The 19,892-nt window shown below is 71.8% G+C and carries 17 protein-coding genes; 7 read left to right on the forward strand and 10 right to left on the reverse strand.

Translation table 11 applies throughout. From position 1 onward, the window contains the following. Window positions 1-92 precede the first annotated feature (92 nt). Window positions 93-1,043 carry a glucosyl-3-phosphoglycerate synthase gene (locus tag ACW9TB_RS34345; protein ID WP_472752275.1) on the forward strand — a complete coding sequence of 317 codons (951 nt, stop codon included), beginning with the start codon at window positions 93-95 and terminating at the stop codon, window positions 1,041-1,043. A gap of 21 nt (window positions 1,044-1,064) precedes the next feature. Here the strand turns inward: ACW9TB_RS34345 and ACW9TB_RS34350 are convergent, their stop codons facing one another. After that, window positions 1,065-2,054, reverse strand: a complete 990-nt coding sequence (locus tag ACW9TB_RS34350; RefSeq protein WP_472752276.1) for a threo-3-hydroxy-L-aspartate ammonia-lyase — start codon at window positions 2,052-2,054, stop codon at window positions 1,065-1,067. A 272-nt stretch (window positions 2,055-2,326) separates the two neighbouring features. Here ACW9TB_RS34350 and ACW9TB_RS34355 point away from each other — a divergent pair, with 272 nt between their 5' ends. Further along, window positions 2,327-2,764, forward strand: coding sequence for a cold-shock protein (locus tag ACW9TB_RS34355; protein ID WP_472752277.1), 438 nt, complete (start codon window positions 2,327-2,329; stop codon window positions 2,762-2,764). 200 nt (window positions 2,765-2,964) lie between these two features. On the opposite strand, the gene ACW9TB_RS34360 is transcribed toward ACW9TB_RS34355, so the two are convergent. Then, window positions 2,965-4,350: a glycoside hydrolase family 16 protein gene (locus ACW9TB_RS34360; RefSeq protein WP_472752278.1), complete on the reverse strand. Its 1,386-nt coding sequence runs from the start codon at window positions 4,348-4,350 to the stop codon at window positions 2,965-2,967. A gap of 362 nt (window positions 4,351-4,712) precedes the next feature. On the opposite strand from ACW9TB_RS34360, the gene ACW9TB_RS34365 reads away from it, so the two are divergent. From ACW9TB_RS34365 to ACW9TB_RS34375, 3 genes are all read left to right on the forward strand, one after another. After that, on the forward strand, window positions 4,713-5,561 hold the full coding sequence (locus ACW9TB_RS34365; RefSeq protein WP_472752279.1) for a copper resistance CopC family protein: 849 nt from the start codon (window positions 4,713-4,715) through the stop codon (window positions 5,559-5,561). Window positions 5,562-5,709: 148 nt separating this feature from the next. Continuing rightward, a complete protein-coding gene (locus tag ACW9TB_RS34370) occupies window positions 5,710-6,084 on the forward strand; it encodes a cupredoxin domain-containing protein (RefSeq protein ID WP_472752280.1) in 375 nt (124 codons plus the stop codon). 9 nt (window positions 6,085-6,093) lie between these two features. Beyond that, window positions 6,094-7,410, forward strand: a complete 1,317-nt coding sequence (locus ACW9TB_RS34375; RefSeq protein ID WP_472752281.1) for a hypothetical protein — start codon at window positions 6,094-6,096, stop codon at window positions 7,408-7,410. Window positions 7,411-7,428: 18 nt separating this feature from the next. Here ACW9TB_RS34375 and ACW9TB_RS34380 read toward each other — a convergent pair whose 3' ends face one another. The 8 genes from ACW9TB_RS34380 to ACW9TB_RS34415 form a co-directional block, all read right to left on the reverse strand. Beyond that, complete coding sequence (locus tag ACW9TB_RS34380; RefSeq protein WP_472752282.1) at window positions 7,429-8,775, reverse strand: S1 family peptidase; 1,347 nt, start codon at window positions 8,773-8,775, stop codon at window positions 7,429-7,431. A gap of 187 nt (window positions 8,776-8,962) precedes the next feature. Then, a complete protein-coding gene (locus ACW9TB_RS34385; protein WP_472752283.1) occupies window positions 8,963-9,733 on the reverse strand; it encodes a DUF899 family protein in 771 nt (256 codons plus the stop codon). Window positions 9,734-9,782: 49 nt separating this feature from the next. Beyond that, the gene (locus ACW9TB_RS34390; protein WP_472752284.1) at window positions 9,783-11,063 is read right to left on the reverse strand and encodes a cytochrome P450; all 1,281 of its coding nucleotides are present in this window, start codon (window positions 11,061-11,063) and stop codon (window positions 9,783-9,785) included. Window positions 11,064-11,073: 10 nt separating this feature from the next. Further along, window positions 11,074-11,265 (reverse strand): ferredoxin, encoded by a 192-nt coding sequence (locus ACW9TB_RS34395; protein ID WP_472752285.1) that lies wholly within the window; start codon window positions 11,263-11,265, stop codon window positions 11,074-11,076. Then, window positions 11,262-12,092 carry a TetR/AcrR family transcriptional regulator gene (locus ACW9TB_RS34400; protein ID WP_472752286.1) on the reverse strand — a complete coding sequence of 277 codons (831 nt, stop codon included), beginning with the start codon at window positions 12,090-12,092 and terminating at the stop codon, window positions 11,262-11,264. Before ACW9TB_RS34400 ends, ACW9TB_RS34395 begins: the two co-directional genes overlap by 4 nt. Before the next feature lie 307 nt (window positions 12,093-12,399). After that, the gene (locus tag ACW9TB_RS34405; RefSeq protein WP_472752287.1) at window positions 12,400-13,452 is read right to left on the reverse strand and encodes a hypothetical protein; all 1,053 of its coding nucleotides are present in this window, start codon (window positions 13,450-13,452) and stop codon (window positions 12,400-12,402) included. 80 nt (window positions 13,453-13,532) lie between these two features. After that, a complete protein-coding gene (locus tag ACW9TB_RS34410; protein WP_472752288.1) occupies window positions 13,533-14,093 on the reverse strand; it encodes a dihydrofolate reductase family protein in 561 nt (186 codons plus the stop codon). 70 nt (window positions 14,094-14,163) lie between these two features. Beyond that, on the reverse strand, window positions 14,164-14,625 hold the full coding sequence (locus ACW9TB_RS34415; protein ID WP_472752289.1) for a pyridoxamine 5'-phosphate oxidase family protein: 462 nt from the start codon (window positions 14,623-14,625) through the stop codon (window positions 14,164-14,166). 212 nt (window positions 14,626-14,837) lie between these two features. Here ACW9TB_RS34415 and ACW9TB_RS34420 point away from each other — a divergent pair, with 212 nt between their 5' ends. Both ACW9TB_RS34420 and ACW9TB_RS34425 read left to right on the forward strand, forming a co-directional pair. Then, window positions 14,838-15,701 (forward strand): LysR family transcriptional regulator, encoded by an 864-nt coding sequence (locus ACW9TB_RS34420; protein WP_472752290.1) that lies wholly within the window; start codon window positions 14,838-14,840, stop codon window positions 15,699-15,701. A 572-nt stretch (window positions 15,702-16,273) separates the two neighbouring features. Next, window positions 16,274-19,892, forward strand: a 3,619-nt coding sequence (locus ACW9TB_RS34425; RefSeq protein ID WP_472752291.1) for a type I polyketide synthase, incomplete at its 3' end; no start/stop codon positions are given.

A 19,892-nucleotide genomic window follows, 5' to 3' on the forward strand; every position in this document is an offset into this window, starting at 1 on the left:
CTGCGCGGCGGGGACGGGAGCCGGTAGTTGTCGGGAATCGGCGCCACATAGGGTGATACCCCTAAGTGCCGAGGTGATGGAAAGGGTGGGTCGTGCTGCCTGAGGTCGAGGCATGGCTACGCGAGCGCACCTCATCCTCGGGTGACTGGGCGCTGCCGGAGCTGCTGAGCGCCAAGGGTGAGACGACGATCAGTGTCGTGCTGCCCGCCCGCGACGAGGAGGAGACGGTCGGGGAGATCGTCGCCGCGATCCGCCGCGACCTCATGGAGACCGTGCCGCTCGTCGACGAGCTCGTGGTCATCGACTCGCGCTCCGTCGACGAGACCGCCGTACGCGCCGCGCGGGCCGGGGCGAGGGTGATCGCCCAGGACGAGGTCCTGCCCGACCTCAAGCCGCTGGACGGCAAGGGCGAGGCGCTCTGGAAGTCCCTCGCCGCGACCTCCGGCGACCTGCTGGTCTTCGTCGACGCCGACCTGCGCGAGTTCCGCACGTCCTTCGTGACCGGGTTGCTCGGCCCGCTGCTCGCCGACCCGGCGACGGTCTACGTCAAGGGCTGCTATGACCGGCCCCTGCAGAACGTGCAGAGCGGCGGCGGGCGGGTCACCGAGCTGGTCGCGCGGCCCCTGCTCAACCTGCACTGGCCACGGCTGGCCGGGTTCGTGCAACCCCTCGCGGGGGAGTACGCCGGGCGCAGGTCCGTGCTGGAGCGCGTCCCGTTCGTCACCGGCTACGGCGTGGAACTCGCCCTGCTGATCGACCTGCTCGAACTCGCCGGTCTCGACGCCCTGGCCCAGGTCGACCTGGGCCGCCGGGTGCACTCCCACCAGTCGACGGAGGCGCTCGGCGGGATGGCCGCCCAGATCCTGCAGACCTCCTGGTCACGCCTGGAGCGCCAGAACATGATGGTCTCCCTGCACCGGCCCTCTCCCCGCCTGGCCCAGTTCCGCCGGGGCGCGGACGGCCACCAGGTGAGCGTCCGGGACGTCGCCGTCGCCGAACGCCCCCCGATGGTCACGATCCCGGCCTACCGCCCCGCCCGCTGACGGGGATCCCGCCCCCACGGGTCACGAGGCCAGCAGGGAGGCGTAGCGGTCGAGGTCGACGTTGCCGCCGCTGACGATCACACCGACCCGCTTGCCGCCCAGCTGGGCGGCGAGGTTGCGGACGGCGGCCAGGCCGAGGCACCCGGTGGGCTCGACGACGATCTTCATGGCGGATCCGAAGAGCTTCATGGCGTCGACGAGGTCGGCGTCGGTGGCGGTGACGATGTCGTCGGCCTCGCGGCGGATGATCTCGAAGGTGTGGGTGCCGAGCTGCTGGGTCTGCGCGCCGTCGGCGATGGTCTTGGGTGTGTCGATCTGGACGATGGAGCCCTGGCGCAGCGACCGCAGCCCGTCGTCGCCCGCCTCCGGCTCGACGCCGTACAGCGCGCAGCCGGGCGACAGCGCGCGGGCCGACAGCGCCGTACCGGAGAGCAGCCCGCCGCCGCCCAGCGGGACGAAGAGCGCGTCGAGGTCGCCGACCTCCTCGAACAGCTCCTTGGCGGCGGTGCCCTGACCGGCGATCACGTGGGGGTGGTCGTACGGCGGGATCAGCGTGAGACCGCGGTCGGCGGCCAGGGCGCGGCCGATCTCCTCCCGGTGCCCGGTGTAGCGGTCGTAGCGGATGACCTTCCCGCCGTACCCCTCGGTGGCGGCCACCTTCGAGGCGGGCGCGTCGTGCGGCATGATGATCGTGGCCGGGATGTCGAGCAGCCGGGCGGCCAGCGCGATCGCCTGGGCGTGGTTGCCCGAGGAGTAGCTGATCACGCCGGAGCGTCGCTGCTCGGCGGTGAACCGTGACAGCGCGTTGAACGCGCCGCGGAACTTGAAGGCGCCCATCCGCTGGAAGTTCTCGCACTTGAACACCACGTCGGCGCCGACGATCTCGTTGATCCGGCGCGAACGCAGCACGGGGGTACGGTGGACCTGCGGCGCGATGCGGGCGGCGGCGTCCAGGACGTCGTCGTAGGTCGGGGACGTCGAGGACATCGGGGACGTCGGTGACTGGGACATCGGGTGGCTCTCCTCGGTCGGCACGGCTACGCCCTCGAAGCCTGGCACCATCGCCGGGCGGGCGAGGCGCCGGGGTGCCCGGGTGCCCGGGCCGGGTTCGCGCGAGGCGGCCGTACGGAGTCGCGGGAGTCGTACGGAGTCGGCGGGGACACGGCGCGCCGTCCGGTCTAGCATCGGGTCGTCCGGCGTGACAGGCAGGCCGGACTCACCGGCCGGACAGTTCCGGAAGGTGAGCTCGAAGCGGTGCGATTCTCTGTGTAGGTGGTGTTGTGGTGGCAGTCGGTACGATCCTTCGTTTTGACGAGGTACGCGGGTACGGTTTCATCGCCGCCGTCGGCGGGGGCGAGGATGTGTTCTTCCACGCCAACGACTTCGGCGAGAGCAGGCACGTCGTCCAGCCCGGTCTGCGGGTGGAGTACGAGGTCATGGAGGGCGAGCGCGGCCTGAAGGTCTCGACCGTCAGCCTTCTGGACCCGCCGCCCGCCCGGCGGCCGGTCGCGGCCGTGGCACACCCGCTCCCCGTCTCCTCGCCGCAGCTCGGCGACGGTGACGACGACGGCGTGTGTGACGTGTTGTCGGCGAAGTCCTTCAGCGGCGCGGTGACCGAGCTGCTCATCGAGCACGCGCCCACGCTGACGGGCGCGCAGATCGGTCAGGTCAGGCAGCATTTCCTGGCGTTCGCCCGGTCCCACGGCTGGGTCGACGACTGAGCCCGGCCGGTCTCTCCCCGGCGGGCCGGGCCGCTGCGTACGTGGACCGAGACGGGACGGTTTCTTCCCGGCGGGCCGGGTCGCGGCGTGCGCAGTGTGCACGGTGGGCCCCGGTAGGCCGGGGCGGGTCACGGTACGGAGCGGTGCGGCTTGCGCGTCCCCGGGGGCGCGCAAGCCGCGGTGGGTCCGGCGGCCGGGGTTCAGCCGCTGAAGGAGAACCAGTTGAGGTTGACGAAGTCGGCGGGCTGACCGCTGCTGAAGGTGATGTAGACCGTGTGGGTCCCGGTCACCGCGCCGACGTTGGCCGGGACCGTGCGCCAGCTCTGCCAGCCCCCGGTGTTGCCGAGGGCGAAGTCGCCGATCGGGGTGGCCGTCGGGCTGTCCAGGCGCACCTGGACCAGCCCGCTGACCCCTCCGGCCGCCCCGGACGCGACGCGGGCGTTGAACTGCCCGGCCGCCGAGGTGCCGAAGTTCACGCCGTCGAAGCGCAGCCAGTCGCCGTTGCCGATCTGCGCGACGTTCTGCCCGCCGCCGGTGTCGGTGGTGGTCTCCAGCGACGTACCCGACTGCGCCTGGTGGCGCTCGGCCTGGATGGTCGAGCGGGCGTCCACCCCGCCCGGGGGAGGCGTGATCGTCGGGCTGGGGCCGGGGCCGGAGCCGCTCTGCCAGACGGCCACGTAGTCGACGAGCATCGGGCGTCCCGAGACCGTGGCGGCGGTCGGGGTCGGCCCGGCCAGCGCGTTGGGGAAGGCCCCGCCCATGGCCACGTTGAGCAGCAGGAAGTAGCCCTGGTGGCCGGTCATGGCGTTCCAGGTCCCGGCGTCGAACTGCGACTGGCTCACGCTGTGGAACTGCTGCCCGTCGACGTACCAGCGCAACTGGTTCGGGGTGACGGCGCGGTCCCACTCGAAGCGGTAGGTGTGGAACGCCGACTGGCAGGAGGCGCCGGGACAGGTCCTGCTGGTGCCGATGCCGGTGGTCTCGTTGCAGGGCCCGCCGGGGCTCACGCCGCAGTGGAGCACGCCCCAGACGGAGTTGACGCCGTTGACGTTCTCCATGATGTCGAACTCGCCGATGCCGGGCCAGTTCCAGTAGTTGCCCCGGTACGGCGCTCCCAGCGCCCAGAAGGCGGGCCAGTAGCCCAGGGCCGCGCTGCCGGTGACGTTGGGCATCTGCAGGCGGCTCTCGATACGCAGCACGCGTCCTGCGGCGGGCTTGAAGTCCGCGCGGCGGGTCTCGACGCGGGCCGACGTCCACTCGCTCCCGCTCTTGATCGGGGTGATGCGCAGGTTCCCGCCGCCGTCGAGGCTCAGGTTGGCGGGGCTGTTGGTGTAGCGCTGGACCTCACCGGTGCCCCAGTTGGCGGGGCCGCCCGGGTAGGCGTGACCGGTGTCGACGATCCAGTTGGCGGAGGAGGGCAGTGACCCGGCGCCGCCGTTGAAGTCGTCGCTCCAGACCAGGGACCACCCGGAGGGCGTCGGTGGCACGGAGGCATGGGCGGCGATCGCGATCAGCGTCGGCACCAGGGCGGCGGCGATGACCGAGATCCATCCGAGAGAGCGCTTTCTTCCTGGGGGGTTGCTCATTCGGGACCTCTCACAGGGCGAACGAGAAGGACGGCCGAACGTCGCTGCAGCGTAAAGACCGATTGGTCTCACTGTTACGCGAAGGTTAAGTTTGGTCAACACCCGAGTCGGAAAAAGCCTGAGAGCGCTCTCAAAGCCCGGTCGCGGGGTCGTGGGGAGCCGTCGTGCCTCCCGGAGCGGATACGGGACGGGTGCGGGGCGGCGTGGCTCACAATCTCTGGCGCTCTTCGGTTGGATACGGGCCACAGTTCTGTTCATATGGGACAAAAGCGGCTACTCTCGACGGGAATTGACCATGAGCGGTTGGAATCGCCCGCCGTTCCCATGGCCAGTGGGCCTTCCGGTGGAGAGCAGAGGTGGCGATGGCGCGCTGGTTGGGCCAGTTGCTCGTACTGGCCGTTGTCGCCGGCGTCGCGCTGACCGCCTTCGCGACGCCCGCGTCCGCGCACGGCCAGCTCGCGATGTCGACACCGGCCAAGGACAGCACGGTGAAAGAGCCGATGGAGTCGCTCGCGCTCTACTTCACCGAGAAGCCCGCCCCGAACGCGTACTTCACCGTCACCACCCCCAGCGGTGCCCGCGTCGACCAGCCCTGGTCGCACGGGGAGCCCAAGCGCCTCGACGAGCCGGTGACGGAGTACAACCTCCTGGACGGCAAGTGGCAGCCGAAGCTGTACCACACCGGGTTCCCGGCGACCGTCCCGGTCGCCTACTGGCCTGAGCAGGGCCTGTACGTCGCCCGCTACGTGTCGGTCGCCTCGGACGGTGAGAAGGTGACCGGAGAGGTCAAGTTCACCTACGAGGGCCGGATGACGAAGGCGCCCAAGGGCTGGAAGGCTCCCACGAACGAGCCCGACCCCGCGCTGCTCGCCCCGGCCGAGCCCGGCGCCGCCACCCCGTCGGCCGGAGCGGCCGGGCCCGTCGTCCCCCAGGCCACCCCGCAGACCACGCCCCAGGCCGCGGCGTCGAACGCGCCCCAGGCCGGCTCGGGCTTCGACCTGTCGGTGTGGCTGCTGCCCGCCGTCCTCGTCGCCGGAGTGGGGTTCATGGTGTTCCGGGCGGCACGGCGGCCGTCACCCCGTGGCGCGGAGGTCCGCAGGCGCCCCACCGGGCCGCCCGCGAGAACGCCCCGAGGCCGGCCCGCGACCGCGTCGCGCAAGCCACGGAACACCGGTACGGCCAAGGCCGCCAAGACCGCCAGGCGACGCTGACCCGCCGCCCGCGCTCCGGCTCCGCCCGCACCACCGGCCCCGCACCGATTCCCCGTCCTCCCCGTCCCCGTCCCCGTCCCCATTCCGGATTCCGGCTCGCCACCCCTCGCGCCGGCCTGACCCCCCACCCCCTTCCAGGAGAACAGCCATGACGTCCCCCCTTGCCCGCTGCCGCCCGCTGCTCGCCGCGCTCATGCTCGGCGCGGCCCTGCTGATGGCCACGGCCTGCGGCTCGCCCAGCGCGGCCCCCGGCGCCTCGACGGTCAAGGAGATCACGGTGACCATCGCCGGACGGCAGGTGACGCCCCCGCCTGGACGGATCGACGTGACCAAGGGCCAGACGGTACGGATCACGGTGACCGGTGACGCGGCCGACGTGGCGCACGTCCACGGCTACGACAAGGCGGCGGACCTGAGGCCCGGCACCCCCGCGACGATCGAGTTCGTCGCCGACCGGGACGGGCTGTTCGAGGTCGAGACCCACGACTCGAACCTGCAGCTCTTCCAGCTCGTGGTGCGCTAGGCCCGCGTGATGCTCCTGGCTCACGGCATCGGCGGTCGCCAGGACCTGCCGATCCCCTTCGAGGCGGCGCTGATCGGCGCGATCATCGCTCTGCTGGTGTCGTTCGTGGCGCTGGGTGCCCTGTGGACCGAGCCCCGGCTGGGCGGTGACCTCCGCCACCCCCGCCCGCTGGCCTCCCTGGTCCAGAGGACGGTGTCCGCGCGGGCGTGGCCGTGGTTCTGGCGCGCAGCCGGGCTCGTCGCCGCGGCGTACTTCTGCGTGGGCCTGCTCTTCGGCCCCGACCGGGTCGAGAACCCCACCGCGGGGGTGTTCTACGTCCTGTTCTGGGTCGGCCTGGTGCCGCTCTCACTGCTGTTCGGACCGGTGTGGCCGGTCCTCAACCCGCTGCGCACGCTGCACCTGCTGGCCTGCCGGGGACTCGGGCGCGACCCAGAGACCGGCCTGCGGCCGCTGCCGGAGGGGGTCGGCTACTGGCCCGCGGCGGGCGGTCTGCTCGCCTTCGTCTGGCTGGAACTGGTCGCCCCGGAACGGGCCACCCTGCCGGTCATCGGGGCCTGGCTCGCCGTGTACGTCGTGTTCATGCTCGGGGGAGCGGTCCTCTTCGGGTCGCGCTGGTTCGGCCACGCGGACGCGTTCGAGGTCTACAGCACCCTCGTCGGCCGGCTCGCCCCGGTGGTGAGACGCCCCGACGGCGTCGTGACCTGGCGCAACTCGCTCGACGGGATGGCCGGGCTGCGGCCGGTGCCGGGGCTGACGGTGCTGGTGGTGGTGCTCCTCGGCTCCACCATGTACGACAGCCTCTCCAACGCCCCGGTCTGGGTGCGTTTCGTACAGGAGAGCGCGGTACCGGCACCGGTGATGGGGACGGCGGGCCTGCTCGTCGTCATCGGCCTGGTGCTCGCGGCGTACCGGGGGGCGACCGCGCTGGCCGGACGCTGGGGGGCGGCTGAGCCGGGGACGACGGCGGGTGAGCTCGCCCACGCGGTCGTCCCGATCGCCGTCGGGTACGTGGTCGCCCACTACTACACGCTCCTCCTCCTCGAAGGGCAGCGGACCCTCGCCCTGCTCTCCGACCCGCTGGACACCGGCGCCAACTGGCTGGGCACCGCGGGATGGACCGTCCAGGCGGCCGGTACCTCCCCCGCCGGGATCGCGATGCTCCAGGTGACGGTCATCGTCATCGGCCACGTGGTCGGCACCGTGCTCGCCCACGACCGCGCGCTGGCCCTGTTCCCGAGGCGGACCGCCGTCGTCGGGCAGATCCCCCTTCTCGTGCTGATGGTGGCCTACACGGTGGCGGGCCTGTTCCTGCTCTTCGCGGGCTGACTCCGACTTCGACCCCCGCTACCGGCCCCGCTCGGCGAGGGCCGGGGTCGGAGTCGGGGTCAGGGCCGGGGTCGGGGTGGGGGCCGGAGCGGGAGTCGGGGTCGGGGCGGCGGTCACCAGGGTCAGGCGGTAGGTCCTGAGGATCTCGCGGATCGGCTGGAAGTAGGTGACGCCCCCGGTGGCGCAGTCGCCCCAGCCGCCGGAGGTGATCCCCTGGGCCTGGTCGATCGAGATGAAGGCGCCGCCGGAGTCGCCCTTCTCCGAGCAGACGTCGGTACGGGTCAGCTCGAAGACCTTGCCGGTGGGGTACACGGCACTGACGTCGCGCTGCAGGATGAGGCCGCAGTGCCAGCCGGTCGCGGCGCCCGACCTGCAGACCGAGGCCCGCTCGATGGCCGTCACGGCACCGGAGACGGGCACGGTCCCGGCCTTTCCCGCGAGGCCGCCGCTCACCTTCGCCGTGGGGGTCCAGTCGTCGTTCACCGAGACCCACGCGAAGTCGCTGCCCGGGAAGGTCGAGTGCCGGAAGACGCCCTGGGCCGTCCGGTTGAAGCCGGTGGTGGTGTCACCCTGCTTGCCGCAGTGGCCGGCGGTGACGAACCCGCTGAGTGTCCCGCGGGTCACCGGGAAGCCGACGGAACAGCGGCCCGCGCTGACGTAGTAGGCGTCGCCCCCCCTCAGGTCGTAGCGGGGCCCCAGGGGACGCGGGTTCTCCTTGGAGGCCACCACGACCACCATGTCGTCGTTCACCTCCATGGACCTGATGGCGTTCTGGGTCGCCACGGCGTGCCTGGACAGGATGACGACCTTGTTGCTCCGTACGTCGACGTAGCGGACGCGCCCGCCGGCCGGGCGGGCGGGCAGGGTGTCGCCGAGTTTCCGCTTGACCGCCCTGAGCCTCGCCAGTGACACCGGGACGACCTCGGCCCTGGCGCCCGCGGAGACGATCCTCGGAATGTCGGCGGCGCTGGTGGTGGCGACCACGAGGGCCCGCGCGGTGGTTCCCGTGAGCCAGGAGCCGCCGAAACGGTCGCCGAGCTCCTCGCGCAGCCGGGCCTCGACCGGTGCCAGCCGGGTCTCGTTGAGCAGCCGGGCCTCGACCTGCTTCCTGGTGAGGCCGAGGTCGCGCTGGAGCGCCCCGATGACGCCTCGCGGCGGGCTCACCGTGGCGGGGACGTGCGGTGCCCGCGGTGCGGTGGCCGGGGGGAGGGCCGCCGGGGTGGGCGCGGTGCCCGCGGCCCGGGACGTGGCGACGGCGGGGGTGGCGCCCGCCGCCCAGCGTACGGCGACGGTCGGCAGGGCGGTCAGGGCGAGCACGGTGATCGCCAGGACGCCCCCCGTGGCGGCGATGTGGCTGCGGGACATGTGATCTCTCCTCGGCCTCTTTCGAAGCGTGAGGGGGGAGGTCATCCCGCGTCGCCGACCGGTCGCGCGACATGGACGTCACCACCTTAGTTCGGCCGCCGCCGATTCCGGCCGCGAAGACCGGACGCCACGCGGGCCGGACGATCCCGGGCGGCCACGCGCCCGCCGGGTCTCCCGGGACGCCCGCTCAGTGGTGGTGCGGCCGGTGACGATCGTCGGGCGAGGTGCCCAGATCGTCGTCGCGTCCGGCCTCGATCCGGGACCACTGGGCGGTCGGGCGGCCGTTCAGCCGGAACTGGCCACCCCTGGAATCCCAGTGCCGAGGCCAGCCCTCCGGCGAGTCCTCCCAGAACTCCTGCCGCCCGTGGACGGTCAGGTCCAGCAGCCCGTACGACGGCGCCATCGGCTCGTTGCCACGGCCGGTGGTCCAGTAGGTCTCGTAGACCTGGTCGCCGTCGCGGAGATAGGCGGCCAGCATGCCGAAGTGCCGGTCCGCGACCAGCCGGTCCACGGAGCCCTCCGGCACCGAGTACCAAGGAACCGTCCAGCCCATGAAGTCGCGGTAGCGTGAGCTCTCCTCGTACGGCCCCTGACAGAAGGTCGCGTAACTCACGTCCCGCGAGTGCAGGTAGGACAGCTCGTTGATGTGGGCCGTGGAGAAGGTGCAGCCCTCGCACTGCTCCGCCGCGGGGCTGCCGGTGTGCCACATCTGGAAGTAGGCGATCAACTGGGACCGGCCGCCGAAGACGTCGGCCAGCGGCACCGGGCCGTCGGCTCCGATCAGCGGGGTCCGCGGATCGACCTCGACCATCGGCAGCCGGCGGCGCTCGGCGGCCAGCGCGTCCCCGGCCCTGGTGTGGGCCTTCTCCCTGACCCGGAGCTCGTCGATCCTCTCCTGCCAGGTCCGCCGGTCGGTGATCCGCGGAAGAGGGTGTCCGGCCGCTGACGTCTCTGTCATGGGACCTGTCTAGCCCAGACGGAGAGCGCGAAACAACACCTTCGGCCGATCACGGCCGGTTGACGCGGAGCGGGAGCGTGCGGGGCCCGCGGACCTGGCCCGTCGCCCAGGTCACCGCCGAGGGGTCGTCGAGACCGAAGTCGGGGAACCGCTCCAGCCAGACCTCAAGGGCGACCCGCAGTTCCATACGGGCCAGGTGCGAGCCCGCGCAACGGTGGATGCCCAGGCCGAACGCGGCGTGCCGGTTGACCTCGCGGTCGATGACGACCTCGTCCGCCCGCTCGAACTGGGCCCCGTCGCGGTTGGCCGCAGGGAACGACAGCAGGATCCAGTCGTCGGCCTTCATGTCGACGCCGTTCCAGTGCATGTCCTCCTTGACCAGTCGCGCCATCGTGACCGGCGCGTAGGCGCGCAGGAACTCCTCCATCGCGGTCGGCAGCAGGCCGGGTTCCGCGACCAGGCGCTCGCGGTCGGCCGGTGTCTTGGCCAGGTGCCACAGCGACGCGCCGATCGCGCTCCACGTCGTGTCGATGCCCGCGATGAGCAGCAGCGCCATCGTGCCCGCCACGTGGAGCGACTCCAGCTTCCTGCCGTACAGCTCCGCGTTGACGAGGTAGGTCGTGAGGTCGTCGCGCGGGTTGTCGACGTGGTCGCGGATCTGCGCCAGCAGGTAGCTGAACAGCTTCTCCATCCGGGGGATGCGCTCCTCCGGCGGCAGGTTGACGCCCTCCAGCGCGTTCTCGACGAACTCGCGGAACCGCGGCCCGTCCTCGGGCGGGAAGCCCAGCATGTCGGCGATGACGCGCGCCGGGATGTGCTGGGCGTAGTCGCGGGCGGCGTCGACGACGTCCTGCCCCTCCAGCGCGTCGATGAGCGAGTGGCAGAACGCTCGCGTCGCCTGCTCCTGCCGGGCGACCACCGTCTTGGTGAACATCGGCAGCAGCAGCTTGCGGGCGTCGTGGTGGAAGGGCGGGTCGGAGGAGATCGGCGGCGTGCCGCCCACCGGCGCCACCTCGGGCGGCGGCCGGAAGTTGCTCACGATGATCGACCGGGAGGAGAAGCGCTCGGTGTCGTAGGCGATGGCCGCGACGTCCTCGTAGCGGGTCGGCAGCCAGGCGCCGCCGAACCGGTCGGTGTGCGCGATCGGGCAGCGCCGCCGCAGATCGTCCTGGATCGGGTACGGGTCGGCCGCCCACTCCGGCTCGGTGTGGGAGAAGTCGGTCGCCCAGTCCGAGACCGGTCCGGTGACGACCTCGTTGCGTACGCCGTCAGGACGGTTTTGCAGACTCTCCTCGAACACCTGTTTGTTGAAGCGGTCGTCGACGGTCATGCCGCGCCTCCTAGAGGATCTCGATTGTTCTTTCCGGACAGTTCGCCACGGCCAGGCGTGCCGCCCGCTCCTCGTCCGGTGGTACGACGCCGTCGCCGACGACCTGCCCGTAGCCCTCGTCGTCCTCACCGAACAGGGCGGGAGCGAGGACGTAGCAGCGACCGTGTCCCTGGCATCCCTCAGAGTTGATCTTTACTTTCACTGTGGCGCTCCCCTCTGCGCTGTGATGTCGGCGGGAACCGGGGCCTGTGCCACGGTTCCGGCGGGGGGTGAGGCTTGTGGCGCGCTGTCGGCGGGGGCCGGGGCCTGTGTCGCGGTTCCGGCGGGGATCGGGACCTGTGCCGCGGTGCTGGCGGGGGGTGAGGCTTGTGCCGCGTTGTCGGCGGGGACCGGGGCCTGTGCCGCGGTGCTGGCGGGGGGTGAGGCTTGTGGCGCGGTGTCGGCGGGGGCCAGGGCGGCGACGACGCGGGTGAGCAACGCGGCCCACTCCTCGTCGTCGACCGTGTGCAGGTCGGATGTGACGAGCGTGCTGCCCATCGCGAGCAGCAGGCAGAAATGCGACAGCGCGTCCGGCGACAGCGCGCCGTCCAGCTCGCCGTCGTTCTGGGCGGCGCGGACGAGCCCGGCGAGCCAGTCGGCGCGCTCGCCGATGTAGTCGCGCATCGGCCCGGCGACGTCCTCGTCGCGGCGGGCGGCCACGAGCGCCTCGATGATGAGATGGCCGTGGGCGTCGCGCCGTCGGCGGGGGAGCCCCCGGCCGACGACGGCCAGTAGCTCCGTGATCGGCCGGTCAGGGTCGGCGGCGAGCAGCTTCGCCAGCAGCAGCGGCCCGTGCGCGCGCAGCGCGGCCACCAGCAACTCGGCCTTCGAGGCGAAATGCGCGTACAGGGCGCCGTTGCTCACCCCCGCGGCCGTGGCGATGTCGGCCACACGGGTGCCGTCGTAGCCACGCCGCGCGAAGGCCTCGGCCGCCGCCCGCAGCAACCGCTCACGAGTCTCGGCGGCGGTGACGCCCGCGATACGTCCCATGGGTCAATTAAAAGAACGTTCATTTGATGTGTCAACAGCGACGTGAATCCGGTCGGGTTGTTGTCCGGCGATGTCCGCTTATCGGCGTATGGCGGCGTCGTGATTCCGGAGGTGGGTGGGGCGGTCAGAGTTGCCGCCGGGATAGGTGCTACGCGCCCGGAGGTGTTCGGCGGATCCGCTACGGAGCGTCCTTGTTTCGCGGTGCAATGCCCCTGCTGCCTGGGGAAACTCGTGCACCATCTCTGTGGACTCCGCCGACCCTCGTCCGGCCCGGTGGGTGGGCACGGGGTGGGGCGCCGCGGGTGGTTCAGCGGTTGTGGGTCCAGATCAAACCGTCGCGGCCGGAGGATGTCGCGCCGACCGCCCAGACGAAACCGCTCCCCGGCTGGACCGCGAGGTCACGGACGAACGCTTTCTGGTTCGGCGGGGCCGGAAAGGCGCCGGGCTCGACACCGTCGGTGCCGATGTGGAGAAACCCGCTGCCTCCGCCCCTGGCGTCGTGGACGACCCAGGCCCCGCCTCTGCCGTCGGGCTCGGCCTGGGCGCGCGGCTGGATGCCCGGTTCGCCACGGACCTCGAAGCTGAAGCCGCCCAGATAGCCCGACAGCAGCAGCGTCTCACCGCAGAAGGAGCGCTTCGCGCCGCCGCACGGCCAGGCGGTCCAGCCGACGGCCATCACCCGGCCGGTCTCGCCGTCGACCGCGACGTCCGTCAGCTCCGAGATCTGGCCCGGGCGTGCGGACGGGATCGCGGGAAGCGCGACCGCGCGCCAGGCCGTGCCGGTCCAGCGGGCCAGAGCCGCCCTGCCCCGCACCGAGCCCGCCGCCCACTTGCCGTCGAGTCCTTTGACCACGATCGGCGTATTGACCTTGCGCCACACCGACCCGGCCAGGCGCCGCAGCGTGGACCGCGCCTTCCATCCGGCGTCACCGGCCGCGGGGAAGGTGTTCGAGTTCTCGACGACCCACAGGTTCTCACCGATGGAGTACGCCCGATCCACCCGGCCGTGGCGCCATGGCCTGACCTGCCAGCGCTCGCCGTCCCACCGGGCGTACCGCGACGCGCCGAACGCCCAGACCCTGGTGTCGGACGCCGACGCCAGCCGCTTCACCCGGAAGCCCGGCCCGGTGACCCGCTTGAAGGTGGACCCGCGCCCCTTGAGCAGGAGCGGCTCGGCGCGCCTCGTCCCGGCGACCCAGACCGCTCCGCCCGGCGTCACCGTCACCGCGTCGTAGGAGTCACGGCGCTGGTCGTGGACGACGCTCCACCGGCCGGCCGGTGCTTCGGCGTCGGCTGCGGCCGGTCCGGCGGCGACGAAGAAGGCGACGGCCACGGCGGTGCCGCGAGACAACATTCCCATATGAGTGAGACGCGTCCTTCAGCGGAAGGGTTTGCACGCGGCAGGCGGGCCAGGGCCCGGACCTGCACGGCGCGGGCGACTCACCCCCGCGTGCCGTACCGCAGATAGACCATGCCGTCACCGAAGCGCCGCTCGTCCAGCAGTTCCAAATCGACGCGCGCATCGTCGGGGAAGAACGGGGTGCCGCCGCCGACGATCACCGGTTTGACGAAGAGGTGGTACTCGTCGACCAGCCCGGCCCGGACCGCCCGCGCCGCCAGGTGCGGCCCGGCGACGGCGATGTCGAGGTCGGTCTCGGCCTTCAGCCGCCGTACCGCCTCCGGGTCGAACGTCCGCTCGAGCCGGGTCCGTTCGCCGGTCACCTCGCGCAGCGTCGTGGAGTAGACGATCTTGTCGGCGGCCTGCCAGACCTGGGCCCAGTCCAGGATGAACGGCTCCAGACCGGGCATCGCGCGCACGGTCTCCCAGTAGGACATCGTGTCGTACATCCGGCGGCCGTACAGGTACGTGCCGATCGATCGTCCGTGCTCGCTGATGAACTTGTGCGACTCCTCGTCGGGGCGGCCCCAGTCGAAGTCGCCGTCCCTGTCGCTCGTGTGGCCGTCGAGTGACGTGATCATGGAGTAGACGAGCTTACCCACGGTGTGCCTTCTTTCCTGTGCAGAGGATGGATTTCACGATCGAGCGATCCGCGCGGGAGGATCGCGGCCCCTATTGGGGGCGTGTGACGCGGAGCCGCGCGTCGGTGACGTTGTCGAAGCGCGAATCCCCGCCCCGGACCAGGACGAAGTGCCTTCGTACGTCGGCGCTGTAGGCCAGCATGGGGCCGGACGGCGCGAGGTCGTCGCCGGTGAGCTCCTTGCCCGCGGGGAGGCGGGCGTTGAGCGCCGCCAGGGCCGCGACGGGATCGTCGGCGGGACCGGCGGTCGCCTCAAGATAGAGCGCCTCGGCGCCGCCTACCGGCGCGTGGGAGTCGAAGACCGTGATGGCCACGTCCGGGCGTTCGGCGAGGTTGCGGGAATGCCTGCTGTCCGGTGCCGACACCCAGAAGAGCCGGTCCTCGTCGCGGGTGGCGAAGAAGACGGGGGTGGCCCACGGCCGCCCCTGGAGGTCGGCGGTGGCGAGCACGAGGTAGCGGCTCTCGCCGAGCAGCCGGGGGACCATCTCCCACATGCCGGTCACCGGCCGTGGACCCGGTGGGCGAGGTGCCCGGCGGTGAGATCCTCGATCGGTGCGGTCCCGTGCCCGCCCGTGGGTGCCGGTCTGTCCGCCATCGTTCCTCCCGTGATCGTCGGTGTGCCGCCACATCCTCGCGGTCATCGCAGGGTCTCATCAATCACGGAATCTGGAACAATTGTTCGTACCTACTGAAGAATGAGGAAGCGGTGGAGCGTCAGGACATCGAGGTGTTCCTTCTGCTCGCCGAGGAGCTGCACTTCGCGCGTACGGCCGAGCGCCTCCACGTCTCGGCCGCGACGATCAGCCAGACCGTCGCCAAGCTGGAGCGCCGGTTCGGCGCGCCGCTGTTCCACCGCACCACCCGCCGGGTCGAGCTGACCTCCCTCGGCAGGCAGCTCCTGGACGACCTGCGGCCCGCGTACGCGCAGGTCGAGGCCGCGATCGCGCGGGCGACCGCGACGGGTCACGGCATCACCGGCACGCTGGACGTGGGCTACATGTCGGCCGCGGTGGCCCAGGTCCTCCTGCCGTTCATCGACGGCTTCCGCCGCCGCGTGCCCGGCCGCAGGGTGGCCATCCGCGAGACCGCGCTCGCCGACCTCTTCGGCCCGCTTCGCCGGGCGGAGGTCGACCTGTCGGTGCTGCCCCTGCCGGCCCGGGAGCCGGACCTCACCATCGGGCCGGTGCTGCTGTCCGAGCAGGTGATGCTTGCCGTGCCCGCGGACCACCGGCTGGCGCGCCGTACCCACGTCGGCCACGACGAGATCGCACGCGAGAGGGTCTTCTTCGCCGACGACCTGCCCGGCTACTGGATCGACCACCATCTGCCGGTGCCCGGCCGCCACACCGCGTCCCTGCCCGGCTTCCAGGAGATCCTCGCGTACGTCACCTCGGGCCACGGCGTCGCCCTCGTCGGCGCCCAGACGCCGGACCTCTACCCGCGCCCCGGCCTGGTCTGCGTCCCCGTGGAGGGCGACGTCACGTTCGACTACGCCGTGCTGTGGCGCACCGACCGGCTCAGGACCATCGCCGAGGCCTTCCTCCACCACGTCACGCCGCCGGTCACCTGACCGATCGCCCGTGGGGGATGCGGTCCTCTCCTTGGATCGACGGCCCGTGGGGTTCCGGTGCGGGTGATGTCCCGTACTCCGACCTGACGGGTTGGTTGTCCATTTCAATGGCCGTAATGCTCTTTTTTATGTCTTTCATGATATTTGACTAGATTGACCATTCATGATGACAGATGGCACCGTAAATGGCCCAACGTGGACCTCTGGGTAATTCGGTGTGTCAATACATATGCGTTCGCTCCCCGCGTAACCGGTGCCGCCCCGCCCCTCTGTCAACCTTCCAGTCAACTCCGGGACCCGTGCTGACCATCGGCCACATCGGAGCGGGAGTGTGAGGCCGGACCCCCCGCGATCACCGCATCGAATGGCAAGTCATGTCGCCCCAAAACAAGTAACAGGACGGACACGTACTCGGTCATCCGGCGACGTACTATTCGTGTTGTAGATCATCTTTCGCTAAAGGGGGCCTTGGTGATTTACGCCGCTGACGTGGCATGACGCCGCGTTCAGGCGGGACGGCGGGGCCTGACCCGCCACGGGGGCGAGTGTTCTCACGGGGGTGAGGTGTACGAATGAGCGATCCCGGCGCGCGTAGCGGCCACGACACCATCGCGATCATCGGACTGTCCTGCCGGTTCCCCAGGGCCGGGAGTCCCGCGGAGTTCTGGACCCTCCTCAGGGACGGTGTGGACGCCGTCACCGGGCCGCCCGACGACCGCCCCGGTCAAACCGGCCCGCGCGGCGGGTTCATCGAGCGGATCGACCACTTCGACCCGGCCTTCTTCGGCGTCTCGCCGAGGGAGGCGGCTTTCATGGACCCGCGGCAGCGGCTGATGCTCGAACTCGGGTGGGAGGCGCTGGAGGAGGCCAGGATCGTACCGTCGAGCCTGCGCGGCAGCCGTACGGGAGTCTTCGCGGGCGCGATCTGGGACGACTACGCGGCCCTCGCGGGAGGGCGGGACGCGTCCGCGCTCACGCCCCACGCCATGACCGGGCTGCACCGCGGCGTCATCGCCAACCGCCTCTCCTACACGCTCGGCCTGCGCGGCCCGAGCCTCACCGTCGACACGGCGCAGTCGTCGTCACTGGTGGCCGTGCACCTGGCCTGCGAGAGCCTGCTGTCCGGCGAGTCCGACCTCGCCCTGGCCGGGGGCGTCAACCTGATGGTCGGCCCCGACAGCGCCGAGGTCTCCGCGGCCTTCGGCGGGCTGTCCCCCCGGGGCCGGTGCGCGACCTTCGACGCCCGCGCCGACGGGTACGTGCGCGGCGAGGGCGGCGCCGTCCTCGTGCTCAAACCCCTGGCCTCGGCCCTCGCGGACGGCGACCGGATCCACTGCGTCATCCGCGCCACCGCGACCGGGAACGACGGCGGCGGCCGTACGCTCACCACACCCGAGGCCGCGGCCCAGGAAGAGGTCGTCCGGCGCGCCCACGCCCGCGCCGGGGTGCGCCCCGAGGAGGTCCAGTACGTCGAGCTGCACGGCAGCGGCACCCCGGTCGGCGACCCGGTCGAGGCACGGGCCCTCGGCGCGGCCTTCGCGGGGGGACCGGGGGTGCCCGGGGCACCGGAGGCAGCGGGGGCGCCGCTGCGGGTCGGCTCGGTGAAGACGAACATCGGTCACCTGGAAGGCGCGGCCGGTATCGCCGGATTGGTGAAGGCGGCGCTGTGCGTCGCCCACGGCGAGCTGGTGCCGAGCCTGCACTTCGAGACGCCCAATCCGGACATCCCGCTTGAGGAGCTGCGCCTGCGGGTGCAGACCGAGACCGGCCCGTGGCCCGCCGCGGACCGCCCTCGGGTGGCCGGGGTGAGCTCCTTCGGGATGGGCGGTACCAACTGCCACGTCATCCTCGCCGAGGCCCCGCACCCGGTCTTCCCAGGAGCCGATCGACACGGCGATCGTTCAGAAGGACGGCAACCGCACCCGGGCTCCGTGGCTTCCTCACGCTCCGCCGCTCTTTCGGATGGATCCCCCATGGACCCCACCGGTGCGGAGCCCGTAGTACGCAGGGGCCTTCCCGGCGTCTGGCCGGTCTCGGCACGCGGTGAGGAAGGGCTCCGGGCACAGGCGGGCCTGCTGCTGGACAGGCTGGAGCGCGACCCGGGACTCGACCTCGCCGACCTCGGACATTCGCTCGCCACCACCAGGACCGCCTTCGAACGCCGTGCGGCGGTCGTCGCGCCGGACCGCGAGACGCTGCTACGTGCCCTGACCGGGCTGGCGCGCGGCGGACCCGCGCCCGGCCTCGTCCAGCGAGCCGGTACGGCGGGCGCCGGACGGATCGCGTTCGTCTTCCCCGGCCAGGGCTCGCAGTGGACCGGGATGGCGGCCCGGCTCCTGGAGACCGCTCCCGTCTTCCGGGACCGGCTCGCCGACTGCTCCCGGGCGTTCGCCCCCCACCTGGGCTTCTCCCTCATCGACCGGCTGGCCGACGGTGAGCCCCTGACGGGCGACGACGTCGTCCAGCCCGCGCTGTTCGCCCAGATGGTCTCGCTGGCCGCCCTCTGGCGCTCCCTCGGAGTGCGGCCCGCCGCCGTCGTGGGCCACAGCCAGGGCGAGGTCGCCGCCGCGTACGTGGCGGGCGCGCTGTCACTGGACGACGCCGCGCGCCTGGTCGCGCTGCGCGGCCGGGCGATGTCCGCGATCGCCGGGCGCGGAGGCATGCTGTCGGTGGCCCTGCCCGCCGACGAGGTCCGGGCACGGCTGGCCCGCGCGTCCGGGCGGCTCGCGGTCGCCGCCGTGAACGGCCCCGCGTCGGTCGTGGTCTCCGGAGACCTGGACGCGCTCGACGAGCTGCGGGCCGCCTGCGAGGCGGACGGCGTCAGAGCCCGCCGGGTCGCGGTCGACTACGCCTCGCACTGCGAACACGTCGACGCGGTACGCGAACGGCTGCTCGGCGAGCTGTCCTACCTCCGGCCGGGAGAGTCGCGCGTCGCGTTCTACTCCACCGTCACGGCCGGGCCGCTGGACACCCGCCTGCTGGACGCCTCCTACTGGTACCTCAACCTGCGGCGGCAGGTCCGCTTCGAGGAGACGGTCCGCGCCCTGGAGGCCAAGGGCCACGACCTCTTCGTCGAGGTGAGCCCGCACCCGCTGCTCACCGGGGCCGTCCGGGACACCCTCGGGGCCGGAGGCGCGGTCGTCGGCACCCTCCGCCGCGACGAGGGCGGCATGGACCGCTTCCTGACCTCGCTGGCCGAGGCGCAGGTCGCGGGCGCCTCCGTCGACTGGGAAACGATCTTCCCGGGTGGGCGGGCGGTGGACCTGCCGACGTACCCGTTCGAGCGGCGCCCCTACTGGCTGGACACGCGGACCGGCCCGGGACCGTCCCGCGCCGCTCACGACACCACCTCCGAGCCGGTACGGGAGGAAACGCCGCCCGCCGGACGGGATCTCGCGGGTGTGGTGCGCGCGCAGGTGGCCGCGATCATGGGTCACTACGCGGCCGACGCCGTGGAGATGGACCGGACCTTCAAGGACCTCGGCTTCGACTCCGCCATGTCGGTCGAACTGTGCGACCGGCTCGCCGCCGCCACCGGACGGCCGGTGCCGGGCACCGCCGTCTTCGACCATCCCACCCCCTCGGCCCTCACCGCCCACCTGGGCTCGGCCCCGGCCACCCCCTCGGCCCCGGCCGTCGCGACACCCTCCACTTCCACCGATCCGGTGGTGATCGTGGGGATGGCGTGTCGTTTTCCGGGTGGGGTGGTGTCTCCGGAGGGTTTGTGGGATGTGGTGGTGTCGGGTCGGGATGTGGTGTCGGGTTTTCCGGTGGATCGTGGGTGGGACCTTGGGGCGTTGGGGGAGGTGTCGGCGTCTGGTGTGGGGGGGTTTGTGGATGGGGTGGGGGAGTTTGATGCGGAGTTTTTTGGGATTTCTCCGCGTGAGGCGTTGGCGATGGATCCGCAGCAGCGGTTGTTGCTGGAGGTGTCGTGGGAGGCGGTGGAGCGGGCGGGGATCGACCCCTCGTCGTTGCGCGGCAGCCAGACCGGCGTCTACATCGGCGCGATGCCGACCGACTACGGCCCGCGCCTGCACGAGACCGAGGGGGAGACGGCGGGCTACGGCCTGACCGGTACGACGTCGAGTGTGGTGTCGGGTCGGGTGGCGTATGTGCTGGGGCTGGAGGGTCCGGCGGTGACGGTGGACACGGCGTGTTCGTCGTCGTTGGTGGCGTTGCATCAGGCGGTGT

The sequence above is a fragment of the Streptosporangium sp. H13245 genome (assembly GCF_055690525.1).